18 protein-coding genes are annotated in these 20,761 nt (G+C 57.3%); 12 read left to right on the top strand and 6 right to left on the bottom strand.

Annotated features, from left to right (window positions below):
- The first annotated feature begins 33 nt into the window (after nt 1-33).
- The 4 genes from GGQ73_RS08055 to GGQ73_RS08070 all read left to right on the top strand — a co-directional run bounded on the left by GGQ73_RS08055 (nt 34) and on the right by GGQ73_RS08070 (nt 4,735).
- Nucleotides 34-1,875: a glycosyltransferase family 2 protein gene (locus GGQ73_RS08055; RefSeq protein ID WP_183895415.1), complete on the top strand. Its 1,842-nt coding sequence runs from the start codon at nt 34-36 to the stop codon at nt 1,873-1,875.
- Nucleotides 1,876-2,040: 165 nt separating this feature from the next.
- Complete coding sequence (locus GGQ73_RS08060) at nt 2,041-2,754, top strand: ParA family protein (RefSeq protein WP_183895417.1); 714 nt, start codon at nt 2,041-2,043, stop codon at nt 2,752-2,754.
- A 65-nt stretch (nt 2,755-2,819) separates the two neighbouring features.
- Nucleotides 2,820-3,458 (top strand): TetR/AcrR family transcriptional regulator, encoded by a 639-nt coding sequence (locus GGQ73_RS08065; RefSeq protein ID WP_183895419.1) that lies wholly within the window; start codon nt 2,820-2,822, stop codon nt 3,456-3,458.
- A 47-nt stretch (nt 3,459-3,505) separates the two neighbouring features.
- Nucleotides 3,506-4,735, top strand: a complete 1,230-nt coding sequence (locus GGQ73_RS08070; protein WP_183895421.1) for an MFS transporter — start codon at nt 3,506-3,508, stop codon at nt 4,733-4,735.
- Nucleotides 4,736-4,792: 57 nt separating this feature from the next.
- Here GGQ73_RS08070 and GGQ73_RS08075 read toward each other — a convergent pair whose 3' ends face one another.
- Nucleotides 4,793-6,160 carry a L,D-transpeptidase gene (locus GGQ73_RS08075; protein WP_183895687.1) on the bottom strand — a complete coding sequence of 456 codons (1,368 nt, stop codon included), beginning with the start codon at nt 6,158-6,160 and terminating at the stop codon, nt 4,793-4,795.
- 178 nt (nt 6,161-6,338) lie between these two features.
- On the opposite strand from GGQ73_RS08075, the gene GGQ73_RS08080 reads away from it, so the two are divergent.
- From GGQ73_RS08080 to GGQ73_RS08090, 3 genes are all read left to right on the top strand, one after another.
- Nucleotides 6,339-7,169, top strand: coding sequence for an aldose 1-epimerase family protein (locus GGQ73_RS08080; protein WP_183895423.1), 831 nt, complete (start codon nt 6,339-6,341; stop codon nt 7,167-7,169).
- Between the two features lie 125 nt (nt 7,170-7,294).
- Entirely contained in the window at nt 7,295-7,633 is a 339-nt protein-coding gene (locus tag GGQ73_RS08085) for a protein tyrosine phosphatase family protein (RefSeq protein WP_183895426.1), read from the top strand.
- A 42-nt stretch (nt 7,634-7,675) separates the two neighbouring features.
- Entirely contained in the window at nt 7,676-8,017 is a 342-nt protein-coding gene (locus tag GGQ73_RS08090; RefSeq protein ID WP_183895429.1) for a RidA family protein, read from the top strand.
- 195 nt (nt 8,018-8,212) lie between these two features.
- Here GGQ73_RS08090 and GGQ73_RS08095 read toward each other — a convergent pair whose 3' ends face one another.
- The 4 genes from GGQ73_RS08095 to GGQ73_RS08110 form a co-directional block, all read right to left on the bottom strand.
- Entirely contained in the window at nt 8,213-8,986 is a 774-nt protein-coding gene (locus GGQ73_RS08095) for a HugZ family pyridoxamine 5'-phosphate oxidase (RefSeq protein WP_183895431.1), read from the bottom strand.
- Nucleotides 8,987-9,047: 61 nt separating this feature from the next.
- On the bottom strand, nt 9,048-10,700 hold the full coding sequence (locus GGQ73_RS08100; RefSeq protein ID WP_183895434.1) for a thiamine pyrophosphate-binding protein: 1,653 nt from the start codon (nt 10,698-10,700) through the stop codon (nt 9,048-9,050).
- Nucleotides 10,697-11,902, bottom strand: a complete 1,206-nt coding sequence (caiB, locus tag GGQ73_RS08105) for a succinate--glutarate CoA-transferase (protein ID WP_183895438.1) — start codon at nt 11,900-11,902, stop codon at nt 10,697-10,699. Before caiB ends, GGQ73_RS08100 begins: the two co-directional genes overlap by 4 nt.
- A gap of 93 nt (nt 11,903-11,995) precedes the next feature.
- Nucleotides 11,996-12,937, bottom strand: coding sequence for an alpha/beta fold hydrolase (locus GGQ73_RS08110; protein WP_183895441.1), 942 nt, complete (start codon nt 12,935-12,937; stop codon nt 11,996-11,998).
- 119 nt (nt 12,938-13,056) lie between these two features.
- Between GGQ73_RS08110 and ettA the strand changes: the two genes are divergently transcribed.
- Together ettA and GGQ73_RS08120 are read left to right on the top strand one after the other, a co-directional pair.
- On the top strand, nt 13,057-14,706 hold the full coding sequence (gene ettA / locus GGQ73_RS08115; RefSeq protein WP_183895443.1) for an energy-dependent translational throttle protein EttA: 1,650 nt from the start codon (nt 13,057-13,059) through the stop codon (nt 14,704-14,706).
- A 187-nt stretch (nt 14,707-14,893) separates the two neighbouring features.
- The gene (locus GGQ73_RS08120) at nt 14,894-17,227 is read left to right on the top strand and encodes a methyl-accepting chemotaxis protein (protein WP_183895444.1); all 2,334 of its coding nucleotides are present in this window, start codon (nt 14,894-14,896) and stop codon (nt 17,225-17,227) included.
- Nucleotides 17,228-17,313: 86 nt separating this feature from the next.
- On the opposite strand, the gene GGQ73_RS08125 is transcribed toward GGQ73_RS08120, so the two are convergent.
- Nucleotides 17,314-17,778 (bottom strand): VOC family protein, encoded by a 465-nt coding sequence (locus GGQ73_RS08125; RefSeq protein WP_183895446.1) that lies wholly within the window; start codon nt 17,776-17,778, stop codon nt 17,314-17,316.
- Between the two features lie 97 nt (nt 17,779-17,875).
- Between GGQ73_RS08125 and soxR the strand changes: the two genes are divergently transcribed.
- The 3 genes from soxR (at nt 17,876) to metF (ending at nt 20,386) form a co-directional block, all read left to right on the top strand.
- On the top strand, nt 17,876-18,325 hold the full coding sequence (soxR, locus tag GGQ73_RS08130) for a redox-sensitive transcriptional activator SoxR (RefSeq protein WP_183895450.1): 450 nt from the start codon (nt 17,876-17,878) through the stop codon (nt 18,323-18,325).
- Between the two features lie 149 nt (nt 18,326-18,474).
- The gene (locus GGQ73_RS08135; RefSeq protein WP_183895451.1) at nt 18,475-19,488 is read left to right on the top strand and encodes an ArsR/SmtB family transcription factor; all 1,014 of its coding nucleotides are present in this window, start codon (nt 18,475-18,477) and stop codon (nt 19,486-19,488) included.
- 1 nt (nt 19,489) lies between these two features.
- A complete protein-coding gene (gene metF, locus GGQ73_RS08140) occupies nt 19,490-20,386 on the top strand; it encodes a methylenetetrahydrofolate reductase [NAD(P)H] (protein WP_174153540.1) in 897 nt (298 codons plus the stop codon).
- The last annotated feature ends 375 nt before the right edge of the window (nt 20,387-20,761 follow it).

Below are 20,761 nucleotides of genomic sequence, written 5' to 3' on the forward strand. Positions count from 1 at the left end.
CGCGCCTTTCGATAATCACTCGGGATTTTGATAATGAATTTGCATCTTCAAGCACATGAAGCGCGGCCTTGCTCGCCCAAGGACTCGCAAGAGCTTGCCGCTTTCCTCAAGCCAAACCCCACGATCCTTGCCTGCCTGACACTTTACAATGAACCTGCGGAAGCTCTGGTACAGACCTTGTCCGGTCTCATCAGAAACCAGCTTGATCTGAAGCGCCGAAGGCAATCGCAAACCCCAAGCCTTGTCATCTGTATTATGCTGGATGGCGTCCGGACCCTTGATCCGAGTACCGCCGCTTTGCTAGAGCATCTGTGCTTCGGCTCTGCGCAGCAATGGACGCTCCAAGGCAATGAACAGCCGTTGCTCATTTCGGCTATGTCTTTATCGGTCAATGATCTACTCGTCAGGCTGGGTCAGCACGCCATGCCTTGGAATGGCATGCGCATTCGTCTTTTGCTGTGCAAAAAGCCGCTCAATCGCGGCAAGCTGGATAGCCATGCCTGGTTTTTCAGAACGATTGCGCCATTGGCTGATCCCGATTTTATTGTCCAGATCGATGCAGGGTCCATTCCGGACGACCCATGCATGGGCGCCCTGCTGGAGCACATGTCGAGGCATCCACAATGTGCGGCGGCGGCCACGCATATTCTGACGCCCTCAAAAACCGATAGCAGCCTTCTCCTCAACTGGCAGCACAATGATTTCCTCTGGAGCAAGGCAACGGATTGGCCGATCGGTCATGCGCTCGATTATATTGAGGTGGTGCCAGGGCAGTGCTGCATGTTGCGCTGGTCCGCTCTGCGGCAATCTCCTGGAGCAGCAGCCGATCCCCTCGACATCTATCTTGGCGCGACGGAGGATGACGGCTTGCTGAGGCGCAATCTCTATCTTGCCGAAGATCGCGTTCTCGGTCTCGCCATAGTGGAGGCGACGGGCGCCGCGATCCATTATATGCCGGCGGCCGTTGTGAAAACCGACCCGTGCACCACCCTTGATGAACTGCTACGGCAGCGACGCCGCTGGATCAACAGCACGGTCGCCGCACGCCTTACCGCAACTTCTCGCCTGCCAGATATATTATCGTCTTCGGTCTTCGGCTGGGGGCGCAAATTCTCGATTGTTCTCTCGATTTTGTTCGGCATGTACCAGACCTTGTTGCTGCTGGTGTTGCCAGGTATGAGCATCTTCTTCTTCGCAAGGGGCGCCCGCAATGTCGCCGGCCAGTTTGCAGGCAACGCCGACATCCCAGCGCTTGAATTTGCTGCGGGAGCAGCTTTCTTCCTCTGCTGGGCGTGGATGCTCGCATCCATGCGTCAAGGCCTTGCCGAGGGTGGAATGTTTGGTAAATGGAAGGGTGCGTGGCTTTATGTGCTGCTTGCCGTCTCGGCGTTCGGCAATTTCGTGGCCGTCGCGACTGCGCCGGTAGCCGTCACACTCTTAGGAATCGTGGTGCTTGTGGTCAGTGCGGCACTCATTCGGCTGGACCGATCAATAGTATCCTATTGGCACAGATGGATGCCCTTCCAGCTTCTGCTCGCACCTGCCTTCAGCCTCTACCTGACGAGCTACGCCTTTGCCAATATCAGCGATGTCAGCTGGGGCACGAAAGGGCTGAGCGAGAGCAGAACCCACCCTGGCCAACACCTGCGCTGGCGCCGTATTCGGGACGCGATTTTGACGATCTGGGCTGTGGCGAGTGCCTGTCTTGCCCTGTTCTTAGGATTGCAGACAGCTGAAATACAATCAATAATTTCGATGCTTTTCCTGGCAACATTTTATCTCCCCGCTTTCATCGCCTCGGCTTTGTTGTTGGCAAGATCGGGGTCCGCCTTCACCACGCTTTCAGTTTCCAGCATGCGGAGGAGCCCTGCCTGATTGGCAAAAGGCTTTGAAGCAATGCTTCGAAGGCACCTCATGCGCAGGTTTGAATTGCCATGTTTTCGATTTGTTAACCATGTTGGTTAAGAGTGTGTAAAGCACCATGATTGTCGCGGTGCTTTAAAGAGCGATGAAATCAGGCTCTAAATTCCGGGGGGCCTCATGCCAGTCATCACATTTGCAAACACCAAGGGCGGCGCCGGCAAGACCACGGCCGTTCTGCTGCTTGCCACCGAACTCGCCCGCATGGGTCACCGGGTTACTGTGCTGGATGCCGATCCGCAATTGTGGATTTCGCGCTGGTCGGACATGTCGGGGCCGATGCGCAACCTGTCTATCATCTCCAATGTCACAACGGCGTCGCTGGAGACCCATATCCGCGAGAACAAATCCAATACGGATTGTTTCATCATCGATCTGCCCGGTACCAAAAATCCGCTTCTCACCATGGCGCTGGGTATCTCCGACCATGTTCTGATCCCCGTTCAGGGCTCTGCCATGGATGCGCGTGGTGCCGCCGAAGTGATTGAGCATATCGAGTTTCTGGATCGCAAGATGGGCGTCAAGGTAGAGCATTCCGTCGTGTTGACCCGCGTCAATGCCATGATCAGCACCCGCTCCATGCTGGTGGTGAAGGCGCTTCTGGCCGAAAAGAACGTTCGCGTTCTCAATACGCCGATTGCCGAGCGCGCAGCCTTTCGCGATGTTTTCGACTGTGGTGGCACACTGGACTCGCTGGACTGTCGCAAGGTCAGCAATGTCGATAAGGCGCTGGAGAATGTGCGCAGTTTCGCCACCGAGGTTCTGCGTCTGATGCCGACACGCGTTATTCGCTCAGACCGCGATCTAAAATTCTTCAACCGCAGAGCCGCCTGAATTAGGCAAGTTTTATGCGCCCGGCAGGCAGCAAAGCCGGGTGCAAAATTCTTCTTGATTTGGAAATGATCATTTCCTATATTGCCCGTATGGCAAATACTGTTTCATACCCTTTGCGCCAACGCGGTCGCCCGCGCGAATTCGATGTTGATCTGGCCATCGACAAAGCCATCCGCGTGTTCTCGGAACGTGGCTTTCACGCGACGTCAGTGGGTGATCTGAGCGAAGCGATGGAATTGACACAGGGCAGTCTTTACAAGGCCTTCAAGGATAAGCGGGACATCTACATCGCTGCGTTAGAGCGCTATAGATCGGTTCAGTCTCAACGTTTTGAGGTCGCGGTTCAGACTGGCAAGACCGGCCGGGAAAAGCTCGAAGCAGGTATGAATTTCTATGCGGATGCCTGCATTGGGATGTCAGGCGGGCAGGGTTGTCTCGTCGTCGGTGCCGCCGCTGATCTGGCCTCGCTTGATGCGGATACGGCGCGCGTCGTGCGTGGTGCCGTAGACGCACGCGAGAAAACACTCATCCGCCTTGTGCGTGAGGGGCAGGCGGATGGTTCGGTATCGACGGCCAAAGACGCGGCGGCGCTGGCAAAGACGGCGCTGTGCATCGTCTACGGTATGCGGGTGGTCGGCAAGACCGGGCTGGCGAAGGCCGAGCTGAGTTCGGTGGTCGATATCGCCATGACGGTTTTCGACTGAGTTTTGTGTATTTTGGAAATGATTATTTCCTAATTTGGAGACGTGTAATGACATCTAGAGTGCTTGGCGCCACGCCCGCACGGGAAGAAACGATCTCTTCCGCCATGATTTTTCTATTGGCGAGTGCCTGTGGGCTGATCGCGGCGAATATCTACTATGCCCAGCCGCTGGCCGGCCCCATTGGGGCAGAGCTTGGCCTGTCTTCCGCTGCAACGGGGTTGATCGTAACGCTGACCCAGATCGGCTATGGATTGGGTTTGCTGTTTGTTGTGCCGCTGGGCGACCTCATCGAGAACCGGAAGCTGATCGTCACCACTGTCCTTATGGCGGTGGCCGCGTTGATTGCAGCGGCCCTCGCACCACATGCGGTGCAGTTTCTGACAGCTGTATTTCTGGTTGGCGTCAGCTCTGTTGCGGTGCAGATGATCGTGCCTCTGGCCGCTCATATGACCCCTGATGCGATACGCGGACGCGTGGTCGGGAGCATTATGAGCGGGCTGATGGTCGGCATCATGCTGGCGCGGCCTGTTTCCAGCGTGCTATCCGAGTTTGTGTCATGGCGCGGTGTTTTCCTGATGTCCGCTAGCGTCATGGCTGTTCTGTCGCTGGTACTCTATCGCTTGCTGCCGCGCCGGATGCCGGATGCAAAGCTTCCATACCGCGTGCTTCTTGCCTCCATGGGGAAGCTTGCTGCGAATACGCCGATTTTACAACGTAGGGCGATCTATCAGGCGGGAATGTTTTCAGCCTTCAGCCTGTTCTGGACAGTTACACCGCTCTATCTGATCGGCCCAGCCTTCCGCTTGTCACAGAGCGAGATCGCGCTGTTTGCGCTGGCCGGTGCTGCCGGTGCCGTTGCAGCCCCGATTGCCGGGCGCTGGGCGGACCGTGGCTGGACATGGGCGGCAACCTTTTGTGCCCTGCTGGCTGGCATGGCCTCGTTTCTCATCACGCACCTGGCGCCTGAGGGCTCTCACCTTTCGTTAGCGCTTCTGGTTTTAGCGGCCATCGTGCTTGATTTTGCGGTGACGACCAATCTCGTGCTTGGACAGCGCGCCATCTTCACGCTGGGTGCAGAATTTCGCAGCCGCCTCAACGGCATTTTCATGGCGACGTTCTTCATGGGTGGCGCTGCCGGTTCCGCTTTGGGCGGATGGGCCTATGCACATGGACACTGGACAGCCGCATCTTGGCTTGGTTTTGCCATGCCCGCCACGGCGTTCGCGTTCTTCCTGACGGAAGGCCGGAACAACAAAGTACCGCCACGTCTGGGGTAATAGGATCAAAAAAATGCCCGGCATTTGAGCCGGGCATTCAGACTTTTAAAATGGATCTTACTCGGCAAACTCTACGACCACGCCGGGTCTGACCATTTTTGCCAGTTCCGTTGCATCCCAGTTGGTCAGGCGGATACAGCCGTGACTGTTGGTCTTGCCGATCTTGGAGGGTTCCGGTGTACCATGAATACCGTATGTGGGTTTCGACAGCGCGATCCACACTGTACCAACGGGGCCGTTGGGGCCGGGTGGTATCTGCAGGATCTGGCTATTCTGGCCCTGCTGGAAGTTGATCTTCGGATTGTAGGTGTATCCTGGATTGAGAGCGATACGCTCGACCGTATGCGTGCCGGACGGCGAAGGCGTATCCGAAGAACCGATGGTTGCCGGGTAGGCGGCAATCAACACACCGCCTTCGTCATAGGCGAAGACCTGTTTGATGCCCTTATGGGCCACGATGCGGGCGACCTGACCCTTCTTTGTATCGCCGGGGCTGACGACCTTTATGATCGTACCAGGTACGGTGAAGTCGATGCCGGGGTTGAGCTCCTTCAAGTAGGTCTCATCCATGTGGAAACGCTCAGCCAGCGCTTCGGACGTGGAGGTGTAGGCCATGGCTGGAAGCTGTGCCTTTTCCGCGTAGTCATCGGGAATGGACGCCACATAGGGGCCAGCGGCATCGGCGGCGGTAATTGTATAATCCACGATAGCGAGACCGCCGGTATTGCGCAGGCGCTCCAGAATATCATCCGTGTTGTTCGGATCCAGGCGGTCGCCTGTCATATCCTGCCAGGCGGCGATGGCCTTGTTGACGTTGTCACCCATCTTTCCGTCGATCACGCCGGGAGAAATGCCCTCGCGGTCCAAAAACACCTGAAGTGCGACGATTTCCTGACGAGAGCGATTAACCGGTGCCGTTACCGGCTGGTTGCGCTCGACGAGGTGGTCTGGCTGCGGGACCATGGCTGTACTGGTTTCGCCGGGAACGGGCTCACCCAGAGGACCGCTTTCGACCTGCCCAGGCCGCGATACGGAGCCGGTGTAAACGTCGGGATCGGTACCGTCTCCACGATATTCCCTGAAGTCCCTGACGTTTGGATTACCCTGCGAGCCGTATTGCGGTTGTGGCTCACGCATCTGGCCCGGGGCTGGCGGGTAATAGTTGTCGTCCTGCTGCGGGTAATACGGATCCTGACGCATGGGTTCACGACGAGATGCGGCGCCATTGGGCATTTCGGTGGCAACCAGATTTCCGTAGCGGTCATAGTAAACCGTGCGGCCGATACTATCGCGGCTGATCACAATATCGCCACGGTCAGGCATGAACTCAAGGACGTGGCCATCGGGAGAGACCAGCATGGGTTGCTGGGCAAGGGCCTGATGGGGCGCCACCAGAGGGGTCGCCGCAAGAGCGAGAGAGAACATTGTGTTAATTAAAAGTTTCACGATTCTGCGATCCCTTGGGTTCATCCCCAATACACACACGTTAATCTTGACCCTATTGTGAAAAAGGTGAATTCGAAGTTAACGCAATCTTAATTTCACGACGCAGTGATCGCTTTTGTGTGATCGCCATGTCGTTGAGTGAGTGAAGGAACAGTCCATGCGCGCGCTGCAAGCCGGAAAATCCCCCACGATACTTCTAGATGAGACGTCCGTTTTCGATATCGGCTCCTGCATTGTGGACGATGTCGATATTGCTCCGGGCAGGGCCATTCCCAACGATGATGATCCCAGGATCGACCATTCTCTCGAAGGATTTATGTTCACCTGCGGCCCTGACCATATTCGTCATCCTGAGCCGATGGTGAAGGGCGGAAAATATCCTTTGCACGGCTCGTTCTCGTCTCACCCCGCCGAGGTTGTCAGTTGGGTGGTCTCTGACGGTAATGCACAGGCAACGGCAAGGGTTCCCGTGAGACTTGCAGATGGTGGGACAGCGCTTTTGGAACGCGAGTGGCGCATCGATGGTGCAAGTGGTGAGATTAGCCTCAACGATATCGTGACCAACACAGGTGACAATGAACGGCCTGTTTTCCAGATGTATCACATGAATGTCGGCGCAAGACTGTTCGATGACGGCGTAAAACTATCAGGCGCGATGTTTGACGGCGGCGGCTTTGGATGGCGCTTCGGGGAAGAGCCGGGTGGCGTTTTCTGCGTGCCGGCGGGTGAGGGTAGAGAGGGATGGGCGGACATGACGCTGGGGCCGATCGCAGCCATCGGTGGGCGGACGCTCAAAGTCTCATTCCGCACCGACACACTGCCCTATCTTCAGATGTGGCGCAACCAGAGTGACCCGGCTCATGTCATGGGAATAGAGCCCGTTTCGCATCGTTGGGTGGATCGCGACGAGCTGGAGGCTGCAGGAGAGTTCAACATGCTGAAACCCGGTGAAAGCCGCTCTTACGGTTTGCGGTTTTCCATTCTCTAGATCGCCTTTCAATTGGAAAGCCATATCATTGACGCACAGGATTTAACCCCTTACACCGGGTGCGAAATTTGGAGCGGCACGGCTTTAGAAAGACCGGATTGCCGTCGTCATCGGAGGACATGAGAATGGATATCAGGCGTATCGACGACGAATATTCCGTAACCGGTCAGATCAGCGTAGCCGATCTCGACGAGGTCAAGGCGCTCGGTTTCAAGTCTATCGTCTGCCATCGTCCGGATGGTGAAGAAGACGGCCAGCCCATTTTTGCCGATATTGCCGAACGGGCACAAGAACTGGGCATTGCCATCGCGCATGTGCCAGTGGGACGCTTCGGCGTGGATGCCGATGCTGTGACCGGCATGGTCGATGCGCTGGATGAGTTTCAGCGCCCGATGCTTGGATTTTGCCGTTCCGGTGCGCGTTCGACTGCAATCTACGAAAAGACACATCATATCCGTGGCTGAGTTTCAGCCATCTATACAAGACGACCAACAGGAGTTTTCAGCATGAGCATCAAGCGTATCGAACCCGGCAAGCGTATGAGCGGTGCCGTCGTTCACGGCAACACTGTCTACCTCGCCGGTCAGGTCGGTGAAGGCACATCCGTGACCGAACAGAGCAAGTCCGCTCTCGCCGAAGTCGACCGTCTGCTGGCTCTTGCCGGCTCCGACAAGTCCAAGATCCTCCAGACGATCATCTACCTCTCCGACATGTCCACCTTCGGCGAAATGAACGCCGTCTGGGAAGGCTGGATCGACCCTGCAAACCCACCCGCCCGCGCCACCAGCGGCGCACCGTTGGCAACGCCGGATTACAAGGTCGAATTTATCGTCACTGCTGCGATTTAAGTGGTTTGATAGTGTTTCGGGAAAGCCGGTCCTTGGGGCCGGCTTTTTTGTTTGTGTGCAGATAGCGCGCACCTTCGTCATGCTCGGGCTTGTCCCGAGCATCTGCAAACTCCCAATTTTAGCACTGTGGTTAGATCCTCGGGACAAGCCGGAGGATGACGGAGAGGATACTTTAAATCCTTCGTTTTTAATGGATTAAGAGTTCTGCCTCGCGACGTGATTCAACGCCTTGCCAAGTTGATTCATATTCATCACGCGCTCATCGAACCATAGGCGGGCAAGGTCGACGGTTGAGGACAGGTTGAGGCCATCTGGATCGATCGACGTGATTTTCCACGCGCCGGATTTCTTGCCTGCGCGGGTCGCAAGCCGGGATGCTTCGCCTTTGATGGCGTTGAGGCGGGCGATCTCGGTATCCGCTGCTGCCATGAGTTCTTCTGCGCCGGATAGATCGGTGCGGAGATCTACAGGGGTGATGTTGCTGGCATTGCGGGCGGGGCCGCCATTGATCTGCACGCCCTCGGTGTTGACTCGGTAAAGTTGGGTGTCGGGCAGGGACAGGTAGAGCTTGGCTTTCGGGTAGCGGGCAATGTAACGCGCTTTGGCAAGCGGCACGTCTTCGGCAGCCATCAATCCGGCTTTCCCCACCAGCGTCAGTCTTGGCAGCGTTAGCGCGTCACCCTTGGTGAAACCAGCCAGAACGACCGAGATGCGCGCATCAGCTTCGATGTTGCGGGCGTGCAGCGCAAGGCGGGCTGCGAAAAAGACTGGCGTTCCATCCGGCTCGATGGCGATATTGGTGGCGGTATTGTAGGGGTAGCCGCTTTGCGGGTCGAGTGTGGCAAGGCCTGCAATGCGGCAGGTGTGCAGCACGTCGCGCGCCGCTCTGACAGCCTCGAATGGCGCACCTGATGATGGTTCGATTTTTGCGCCGCGTGGGGTGATTGCTGCTTCTGCCTGATCTGCCATGATGATCTCCGTCCGTTGAAGACGGTTTACATCATGGCAGTGTCATTTCCAGCGGCTGATATCAGCTACGCTCACGAATTTGCGTCAGCGTTCGGGCAGGGGTGATGGCCTCCGGGTCAAGCTTCACCTCGATGATCGAAGGCTTGCCGCTCGCGCGTGCGCGCTCATAGGCGGGGCCGAAGTCTTCGGTTTTTTCGACCAGTTCGCCATGCCCGCCATAGGCCTTGGCGAAGGCGACGAAATCCGGGTTGACGAGATCGGTGCCACTGACGCGACCGGGATACTCGCGTTCCTGATGCATGCGGATCGTGCCATAGGTGCCGTTGTTGACCAGCACCGTGATGATCGGCAGGCCATAGCGCACGGCGGTGATGAATTCCTGTCCGTGCATCATGAAGCAGCCATCACCCGCGAAACAAACGACTTCCCGTTCCGGGAACAGGTGCTTGGCGGCCACTGCGGCGGGCAGGCCGTAGCCCATGGAGCCGGAGGTGGGCGCCGACTGTGTGTTGAAGCGCTGGAAACGGTGGAAGCGATGCAGCCATGTGGCGTAGTTGCCCGCGCCATTGGTGAACACGGTGTCAACAGGCGTATTGGCTTCGATCCAGTCCATGATCGGCCCCATCTGCACCAAACCGGGGCCCGTTTTTGGCGGTGTCGACCACGTCAGATAGGCTTGATGCATGGCAGCCGTGCGGTCTGCCCAGACGGGGTTCTGCGGGGTCTCAATGCTGTCCAGCGCATCCACGAAATCGCTGGTGGAGGCGCAGATGGCAAGATCCGGGCGATACATGCGGCCAAGTTCTTGTGCGTCCGGGAAGATATGGACGAGCGTTTGCGAGGGGTAGGGAATATCGAGCAGAGTATAGCCGGAAGACGGCATCTCTGACATGCGGCTGCCGAGCAACACGATGAGGTCGGCCTCCTTGATCTCTTTCGAAAGCGCCGGGTTGACGCCGATGCCGACATCACCTGCATAGGATGGGCTCAGGTGATCGAACAGCGCCTGACGGCGGAAGGAGCAGCCGACGGGCAACTTGAAGCTTTCGGCGAATGTTTTGAATTTCGCCACGCTGTCTTCCGTCCAGCGCGTACCGCCGACGATGACCATAGGACGCTTGGCACTGCTCAGAAGCTCTGCGAATTTTGCCATCTGCTTCGGGCCGGGATGGCTTTCCACCCGCATGTAGGGCTTGGCTTGCGGCGCGTCGACCAGATCGACCAGCATGTCTTCCGGCAGACTCAGCACCACCGGGCCAGGGCGACCGGAGGTGGCAATGGCAAAGGCACGGGTGACGAATTCCGGGATGCGGCGCGCGTCATCGATCTCGCCCACCCATTTGGCGAATTCGGTGAACGCACGGCGGTATTCGACCTCCTGGAAGGCCTCGCGTTCGCGCGCATCGCGCTGAACCTGACCGATGAAGAGGATCATTGGAATGGAATCCTGCATCGCGATGTGCAGACCGGCAGATGCGTTGGTGGCACCGGGGCCGCGCGTCACCATGCAGATGCCGGGTTCGCCGGTCAGCCGTCCCCAGGTATCTGCCATCATCGCCGCGCCGCCTTCCTGACGGCAGATGACGGTTTCGATGCCACTTTCATAAAGCGCATCCAGCACCGCCAGATAGCTTTCGCCCGGTACGCAGGAAACGCGTGAAACGCCGTTGGCCTTCAGGGCTTCGACAATCAATTGTCCGCCGGTTCTTTTCATGGTGCCAGGTTCCTTTCGATGTCGTCCAGCTCAGCCATGACTTCGACCTGATGTTCTCCCAGGCGCGGGCTTGGACGTTCGTAACGCAGAGGTGTTTCCGAGAGAATGATGGGCGTGCGCACGCCCGGGATGACGGTCCCATCGGCGGCGTCCAGATCGACGCGCAGACCGCGCGCCTGAACCTGTGGGTCGGCGAACATTTCCTCTATGGAGTTGATCGGCCCGGCAGGTACGGCGTTGGCTTCACAGGCCGTCAGCAAATCACGCTTCGTCCATTTCAGCGTTTCGGTGGAAACGATCTGGCGGACCTCGACCTTATGGGCCACGCGCGCCTTGTTGGTCGCGTAGCGCTCATCGTCCGCGATCGCATCGATTCCTAGGATTTTGCACAGGCGACGGAATTGTCCGTCATTGCCGATGGCGAGAATCAGGAAGCCGTCTGCCGTTGGCACCACCTCGTAAGGCGAGATGTTGGGATGCGCATTGCCCAGCCGCACGGGAGGCTTTCCGGAAATGAGATAGTTCATGTTCTGGTTGGCCAGCACGGCGGATTGGACATCCAGCAGCGCCATGTCGATATGCTGCCCTTGGCCGGTGCGCATCGCGTGGATAAGCGCTGCCTGAATGGCGGTGACGGAGTAAATGCCGGTGAAGATATCGGCAACGGCAACGCCCGCCTTCATCGGCTGGCCATCCGGCTCTCCGGTGATCGACATGAAGCCGGACATGCCTTGGACGATGTAATCGTAACCGGCGAAATCCGCATAAGGCCCGGTCTGACCAAAACCGGTGATGGAGCAATATATGAGCTTGGAGTTCAAAGCCCGAAGCGACTGATAATCCAGCCCGTATTTCTCCAGCCCGCCGCGCTTGAAGTTTTCGATCACGACATCCGCGGTCTTCACCAACCGACGCACCGTCTCGCGTCCCTCGTCGGTTTTCAGATCGACCGTGATGGAGCGTTTGCCGCGATTGGTGGAATGATAATAGGCCGCGGAAAGAGTGTCGCCATCCTTGCTTTCCACGAAGGGAGGCCCCCAGGCGCGCGTATCGTCTCCACCATCAGGGCTTTCGACCTTGATGACGTCAGCACCCATATCCGCCAGCATCTGACCGGCCCATGGGCCTGCCAGAACGCGGGCGAGTTCGATCACACGAATGCCCTTCAAGGGCGGTTGTTTCTTATCGCAAGGTTCTGCCATGTCTGTCCCACATATTTCAGAAGTTTATAGACGGGCAGACTTCTGCATGCATGTGAAATAATCTCATGGCGTCATTCCGTTTCAGCAGTGAAATCAACGATTGTCGGCGGCGACATTCCTGGCCCAGGCAGCAAAATCCGAAGCTGGAACCTCCCAGCCGATTTCATTGAGCGTCTCGTGGCGCATGCCGGCGTAAATTTTGTCTTCGACGTCGGTGAAGCCTGCCGCCCGGAATTGCCGTCCCAGCCAGACAATTTCCTTGCCGTCATTGGTGGCAGCATCCTGATCGCCGCTGACCAGCAGGATCGGCAGGTCTTTGGGGAGGCGGGAGATGAGTTTGGGGCCGCGATAGGACATTTCGAACACATCCTGCCACAGCGAGACACTCGCTTCGAACTGGCATAGCGTGTCGCTGACATAGGCATCGACCGCTGCCTTATCATGGCTGAGCCAATCTGCCGACGTGCGCTTTTCCGGCATCTTGTTGTTCCAGATGCGGAAGGTGGCTTTGGGCAGGATGGCGCTGGGGACGTCCGAGCCTTTCAGCATTTTCTCAATACGCAGAACGACCTGTGCCAGATGCCCCATGATGCCGGGGTTGAGGTTGGAGTTCCAGATGGAGAGACCATCGAAGGCGTCCGGGTGGCTGACAGCGGTGTTCAGCGCGATGAGGCCGCCCATGGAATGACCGAGCAGGATGATGGGCAGGCCAGGATGACGTTCCGAGACGAGCATGCGCATGGCCATCACGTCGGCGATGACCTTGCTCACGCCGTCCTTCCAGGCGAACCGTCCCAATGGCGCATCATCTGCCTTGGTGCGTCCGTGGCCGCGATGGTCGTTGGCATAAACTTCAAAACCCTGCTGCGCCATGACGCGGGCGAAATGGCGATAACGCCCGGCATGATCGACGAGGCCGTGACAGATCATGAGTACGCCGACAGGTTGACCCTCTGCGGGTTCGTAGCGATAGGCGAGCGATGCGCCTGTTGGACTTGCCAGCCGATTGATTTCACTGAATGCAGTCTCGTCCATTCATCTCTCCGCAGCTATGCTTATTGTTGGGCAAGAGGTTGCCCCTTGGCCCTATTTAACTTACATAGCGGCAAATTTCCCATTCGAATTTTCAAATCTGACGCGGAGCATTCGCTACAATGGCACGTCAATTCATCTACCACATGTCGGGGCTGAACAAGGCTTACGGCGCCAAGAAGATCCTAGAGAACGTCAATCTGTCGTTCTACCCGGATGCCAAGATTGGTATTCTCGGCCCCAACGGCGCGGGTAAGTCCACCGTGCTGCGCATTATCGCCGGTCAGGACAAGGAATTCACCGGTGAGGCGTGGTTGGCCGAAGGCGCGACCGTTGGCTACCTCGAGCAGGAACCACATCTGGACGAGACCAAGACCGCGTTCGAAAACGTCATGGTTGGCGTAGCCGACAAGACGGCCGTGCTCGAGCGTTACAACGAACTGATGATGAACTATTCCGACGAAACTGCGGATGAGGGCGCCAAGCTTCAGGACATCATCGACAGCCAGAACCTGTGGGATCTGGAACAGCAGGTCGAAATGGCCATGGAAGCCCTGCGCTGCCCGCCCAAGGACAGCGACGTGTCTACGCTTTCCGGTGGTGAGCGCCGCCGTATCGCGCTTTGCCGTCTGCTTTTGTCCAAGCCGGACCTGCTTCTCCTCGACGAACCGACCAACCACCTTGACGCCGAAACGATCGCCTGGCTGGAAAAGCATCTGCGCGACTATCCCGGCGCCGTGATGATGATTACCCACGACAGATACTTCCTGGACAACGTCACCGGCTGGATTCTCGAGCTCGACCGTGGTCGCGGCATTCCTTACGAAGGCAACTACTCTGCTTACCTGACGGCGAAGGCCAAGCGTATGCAGCAGGAAGCGCGCGAAGACGCAGGCCGCCAGAAGGCGATCTCGCGCGAGCAGGAGTGGATCGCATCCAGCCCGAAGGCCCGTCAGGCAAAGTCGAAGGCCCGTATCAAGTCCTACGAGCAGCTGGTGGATGCCGCCGACAAGCAGCGTCCCGGCGACGCGCAGATCATCATTCCGGTCAGCGAGCGTCTCGGCAATGTCGTCATCGAGATGGAAGGCATCACCAAGGGTTTTGAAGGCCGCACGCTGATCAAAGACCTGTCGATCAAGCTGCCACCAGGCGGTATTGTCGGCATCATCGGCCCCAACGGTGCCGGTAAGACGACACTGTTCAAGATGATCACCGGCCAGGAAAAGCCGGATGCGGGTTCGGTCCGCATTGGCGACACCGTTCAGCTTGGTTATGTCGACCAGAGCCGCGATGCGCTGGATGGCTCCAAGACGGTCTGGGAAGAGATTTCCGGCGGTGCTGAAGTCATCAAGCTTGGCAAGTTCGACATGAACTCACGCGCTTACTGTGGCGCCTTCAACTTCAAGGGGGGCGACCAGCAGCAGAAGGTCGGCAACCTCTCCGGTGGTCAGCGCAACCGCGTGCACCTTGCCAAGATGCTCAAGGCGGGAGGCAACGTTCTCCTCCTCGACGAACCGACCAACGACCTTGACACGGAAACGCTCGGTGCGCTGGAAACGGCGCTCGAAAACTTCGCTGGCTGCGCCATCATCATCAGCCATGATAGAATGTTCCTGGACCGCCTTGCCACCCACATCCTCGCCTTCGAGGGCGACGGGCATGTGGAATGGTTCGAAGGCAACTTCGAAGATTACGAACAGGACAAGGTCCGCCGTTTGGGTGCCGATGCACTCAACCCCGGCAGCCAAGCTTACAAGCGTTTGACCCGCTGATCGAACTATATAAAACATTGAAGGAGAGGGACGGATCGTTTCTCTCTTTTTTTATGTTTAGGCTCCGAAGTAAAATCGCAAAAACTGTTACAAAATAAAATCATTGCGGAATGTTTTCGAGCGATTTACCGTTTTTTTAAGGGAGACATGTCAGATATTTGACCATTCATTGTTTGGTGGGGCTGACATGTTATCTATTAGAAATGCTTTGACGGGTGCTTTCGTCGTCGTCAGTGTTGCGCTGGCCGGTATTGTTGGTAAATCGACTTTCAACGCTTATTCTCTTTATCAATCCCAAACGACGGCTGCCGACCTGACGAGTGTCGACAAGGCCCTGTTCAGCACACTTCTGGCTTTCCGAAGTGAACGTGGCGACACCGGCACAGCCTTGCAGCTGCCGCGCTCTGCCGCAACGGCGACGATCGAAAGTGTAAAGACGGCGCGCGCCAAGGTCGATACGGCAATGGCCGCGGCTGCGGCTGCGATGGGCAGCGTCGGTTCCGCAGAGGTCGTCGCGGCTTTCGCCAACACTAAGGCGATCTACGACCGCGTTTTGGCCCAGCGCCAGAAAATCGATACGGCTCTGACTGTTGAGCCTGACGCTCGTCCAAAGGATGTTGCCACTCAGTCCTTTGATCTCGGCACGGAGTTTCTGGCAGGGCTTGAAAAGGCGTCTGTCGTCGTTGAAAGCGGTATTCGGACCGCGGATCCGACGATGGTCGGACTGGTTCAGACGCGCGCATTTGCCTGGGCTGCACGCTCCAACGGCGGTACCTCTGCTGTTGTCATGAATGTTCCTATCGCTGGCAAACGACCGTTCAACAACGAAGAGACCTTGAAGCTTGCTGGCAGCGATGCCGCGATGGCCATGGCATGGAGCTCAGTCAAGGTGCTTGTCGATCATCCGGGCACATCGCCTGCGCTGAAAAATGCTGTTGCTACGGCTGAAACCGGCTACTTCTCCGGCGACCTTTCCAAGTGGCGGGCCGATATCGTCAGCAAAATGCGCGACGGGCAAGTCAGTCCTGTCGGCATCGATGAATGGCGCGAGAAAATTACCGCAGCGCTCGGCACCGTTGCCGCGGTGGCATCGCTCGCGATGGATGAGTTGACCTCTCAGGCGACGGCCCAGAGAGATGCAGCCCTTGTTTCCCTGATCATCTACGGCAGCATGCTTGCCATGACGTTGGCAATCGCTGCGGCCGGCATGTACATCGTGATGGGTCGCGTTGTCCGGCCGATCTCCCGTTTGACTGCGTGCATGGGTTCGCTGGCCGCTGGAAATCTGGACGTCACGATCCCCGGTTCCAACCGTCGGGACGAAATCGGAGGTATGGCCAGCTCCGTGGAAGTGTTTCGCGAGGCGGCCATTCGCAACAAACAGCTCGAGGAAGAGGCCGAGGTCAACCGCAAGCGCTCGGAAGAAGAGCGTGAGACGATGCAGCGGGCGGCAGAAGCCGAAACCGAGGCACGTCTGGTTCAGGCAACCAGCACCTTCGCCGCCAGCATGAAGCGTCTTGCGTCCGGCGATCTTCTCTGTGAGTTGAACGAACCGCTGACATCGCAATTCGAAACATTGCGTGTCGACTTCAACAGCTCGGTGCGCCAGTTGCGTGAAACGCTTGCTAGCGTCGGCCGGTCCGTATCGACAGTCACCAGCGGTTCGCACGAAATATCATCCGCGTCTGACGATCTGGCCAAGCGCACGGAGCAGCAGGCAGCGTCTCTCGAAGAGACGGCTGCGGCCCTCGAACAGATTACCGCCAATGTCACCTCGACTTCGAAGCGCTCGGCCGAAGCCCGTGGCGTGGTGCGGACCGCCAAGGAAAAGGCCAGCAATTCCGGCGATGTGGTTCGCAATGCTGTTGCCGCGATGGAGAAGATCGAAGACTCATCCAAGCAGATCGGTCAGATCATCGGCGTCATTGACGAGATCGCCTTCCAGACCAACCTTTTGGCGCTGAATGCCGGTGTTGAAGCGGCGCGGGCCGGCGAAGCGGGTAAGGGGTTCGCTGTCGTCGCGCAAGAGGTGCGTGAGTTGGCGCAGCGGTCTGCAAAGGCGGCCAAGGAGATCAAGGAACTGATTGGCAATTCCGCAGTGGCGGTGGGCGAGGGCGTGCGTCTGGTCAGCGACACGGGCGCCGGGCTTGGCGAGATTGCGGAGCTGGTGCAGACGGTCAATGTTCATATGGAAGCAATCGCTACAGCGGCTCAAGAGCAGTCCGTCGGGCTTGCCGAAGTGAACACAGCGGTCAACCATATGGATCAGGCAACGCAACAGAACGCCGCGATGGTGGAAGAGATGAATGCCGCCGGTGCCTCGCTTGCGCAGGAAAGTGCCAATCTGAACGACCTTCTTTCTAACTTCCAGCTGGGTCAGCAGGATGGTCGCAGACAGGCCTCCGTGGCACGCACAGTCCCTCAGCCCGCGCGCCCGGCAGCCGGCCCTGCGCGTCGCAGCGTTCCGATGAGCCATGGCAATGCCGCACTGGCGGTAAAGTCGGACTGGGAAGAGTTCTGAGTTCAAGATACGAGAACTTGAAAGAGGCGGCGATGTCCGCCTCTTTTTCTATGTAAGGCTCAGATCTTCGATGGAATGCGGTACCTTTAGCCTTTCGCGAGTCCGTCCCATTCCGAAAGCGTCATCATCCCAGGAATGTCTGGCCGAGGTTTGCCCGGCAGCATCGTGATATATTCCAACTGGTGGCCGTCAGGATCGTCAAAATAGACGTTGGCGGATGGCATCCAGGGGAAGACGCTGGGCTCATGGATCTCGACGCCTGCGCCACTTCGCGGAACGACTCGCTTCGAGCGCAAGTAGGCGGGGGCTTCTATCACCTGATCCAGTGTCGTCCGGAATGCGACGTGGAGCCTCATCTGCAGGGGTGAGCTGCGGATCGACCAGAGGCCCAGCATGGATGTCTCGAGCCCGCCGATCCAGAAGAAGGTGACGTCTCGGTCTGGTATGGTATGCGCGAGCTCCAGGCCGACGACATCGCGGTAGAAATCGATCGAGCGTTCGAGATCCGACACGGTCAGATGCGTCTCGTAGAGACCGTTGACGGCGATCATGTTCATCTCCTTTTATCGCGCTGGCTTGACTGTCAGACGCTTGATTGAGGCCATGATAGGGTTCATACGACCTCAACAATGGTTGAGGTCAAGAGGCATGGTTGTGAAACTGGATGTTCATCGGGAACTATCGGTCGGCGAGGTGGCCAAGCGCTGTGGCATTGCGGTTTCGACCCTTCATTTCTACGAGGCGAAAGGGCTGCTATCGGCGTCTCGCAATGCCGGCAACCAAAGGCGTTATCCACGCGAGGTGTTACGGCGTGTGGCCGTGATTAAAATTGCCCAGCAGGCTGGCATACCGCTTGCGGATATTCGCCAAGCCTTATCGGCACTGCCGAATGGGCGAACGCCGAATGCAGAAGATTGGAAAGGTCTGGCCGTCGCATGGCGCTCAGAACTGCAAGAGCGTATCGATATGCTGACGCAATTGAGGGACGATCTTGAAGGGTGCATCGGCTGCGGCTGTCTGTCCGTAAAGGACTGTCCCTTGCGCAATCCCGGTGACATCCTTGCGGGTAAGGGACGCGGCGCCGTCTTGCTCGAGTGATGGTTCGAAGCGCCATCCTAGGATATCTCAAAAAACGTGGCATAGGCATCTATTGAGATTTTCTGAGGTGCGGCTCGCTCCCCATCTTGCATATCTCGACTAAACGTATAAACATATCTTTATATGTTGATTGAATTGAGGTTTGTGTATTGGCTCTGGGGCTTGATAATCTGGTAGGGCTACTGAAAGCGGCAGGCGAGCCGACACGCTTTCGGCTGCTTGCGCTTTTGTCGGCGGGCGACCTGACGGTCACCGACCTGACTGAAATACTCGGTCAATCACAACCGCGTATTTCGCGCCATTTGAAGCTGCTGGCCGAAGAAGATCTGATTGACCGCTATCAGGAAGGTGCCTGGGCTTACTTCCGTTTGAAGCAGGACGGCAAGGCTGCTGGCATGGTTAAACAGGTTCTTTCTGTCGCATCTCCCAATGATGCGGTCCTCCAGCGCGACTTTGAGCGCCTGTCTTCCGTCAAGCGGGTGAGGGCGGAGCGTGCGCAGGACTATTTCAGCCGCAATGCGTCTGCCTGGGATGAACTGCGCCGTTTGCATGTGAGTGATGATGCGGTGGAAACTGCGCTTCTGAAACTCATCGGGACCACCCCGGTGGATTCCATGCTGGACCTTGGCACCGGCACGGGTCGCATTCTTCAGTTGTGTAGCGGTATCTACCGCCGCGCCATTGGCATCGATGCCAGCCGCGATATGCTGGCTGTTGCTCGCTCCAATCTCGACAAGGCTGGTGTTGCGAACGCTTCCGTGCGCCACGGCGATATTCTGAACCTGCCGCTGGAAAGCCAGGATTTCGATCTCGTCGTGGTTCACCAAGTGTTGCACTTCCTGGACCATCCTGAAATGGCGCTGACTGAGGCCGCGCGCATGTTGCGCCCCAATGGCCGGCTCGTGATTATTGATCTGGCGCCCCACAAACTCGAATATCTGCGAGAAGAACACGCACATGTTCGCCTCGGTTTTTCGCATCAAACCATGGAAGAATGGCTGAAAAAGGCAGGGCTTTCGCCCGAGAAAGCGGTTGATCTGCATTCCGGCAATGCCTCTGCCCAGTCACTCGACGTTACAATCTGGGTCGCACGCGATCCACGCCTGCTGATGGCCGGCGAGGAGCCGATGAATGCACCGCTTTTTTCCGCCGGGAGGGCATGACATGACGAAGACTGAGGCAGACCGCCACGTGACTGAAAATTTCAAACTGTCCTTCGAGTTCTTCCCGCCGAAGAATGCGGACATGGACGTGCAGCTATGGGAGACGGTCGAGGAGCTTTCCCGCTGGAATCCTGACTTTGTATCCGTCACCTACGGTGCAGGTGGCACGACGAAGGCACCGACACTGGTGGCTGTCGATCGCATGATATCGGTGGCTGGTTTGCCCACAGCCTCGCATCTGACATGCGTTGATGCCAGCAAGCAGGAGGTCCACGATGTGGTGGAAGAACTCCGAGCGATCGGCGTCAAGCGTTTCGTGGCACTGCGCGGCGACCCTGCCACCGGTCCAGGCACGGCTTACAAGCCACACCCGGACGGGTACGAAAATGCCGCCGCCCTCGTACGGGGCTTGCGTGAGCTCGGTGATTTCGAGATTTCCGTGTCGGCCTATCCCGAAAAGCACCCGGAAAGCGAAAGCGATTCTGTCGATATCGACATGCTGAAACGCAAGGCCGACAATGGCGCAACGCGGGCGCTCACACAGTTCTTTTTCGACAATGATATTTTCGAGCGTTACATGGAGCGTGTGACCAAAGCCGGTATCAGCATTCCCGTGGTTCCCGGTATCATGCCGATCCAGAACCTGACGCAGTTGAAGCGATTTGCCGGTCGTTGCGGAACCAGCGTTCCCGCGTTTCTGGACGATCGTTTTGCCGGTTACGATGATGATGCGATCGGCCGCGCTAGGGTGGCGGCAGATGTTGCTGCCGAACAGATCCTCGATCTACAACGGCGTGGCCTGAATGAATTCCACCTCTACACCATGAACCGTGCGCCGCTGGTGAACGCGGTTCTGGAGAACGTCGGCTATCGTCCAATGCGGAAATCCGCAGCGTAAAGTCGGCGTTACATCTTCAGAACGAACAAAACGCAGGTTTCGAAAAACCTGCGTTTTTTTAATGGCAATTTGTAATCAACTGCTTGATGTGGCCGATAACTCCAAGGTGCGTGTCAGATGAACAACATCACTCCAACAAACGCGAACGCCACACCCACTGCTAAGGCATTAAGAGAATTTGTAAGTCCCATGCTCTGCCTCCTTTACGTTGACAGTAATCATTATGACCCTTTTGTGTCTCTTGAAAAGCGAAATCTATATTGCGTCGCACACGAAAACGGCAATGATTTCTGAGGCTTTGCAGCCAATGCGTTGAAAAACAACTTATATTACGGTCTGAAAAACTCAGTGCAAACTGCAAAAAAAGTAAACGGC

It is taken from the genome of Rhizobium skierniewicense (assembly GCF_014196515.1).
GTDB classification, from domain to species: Bacteria; Pseudomonadota; Alphaproteobacteria; order Rhizobiales; family Rhizobiaceae; genus Agrobacterium; species Agrobacterium skierniewicense.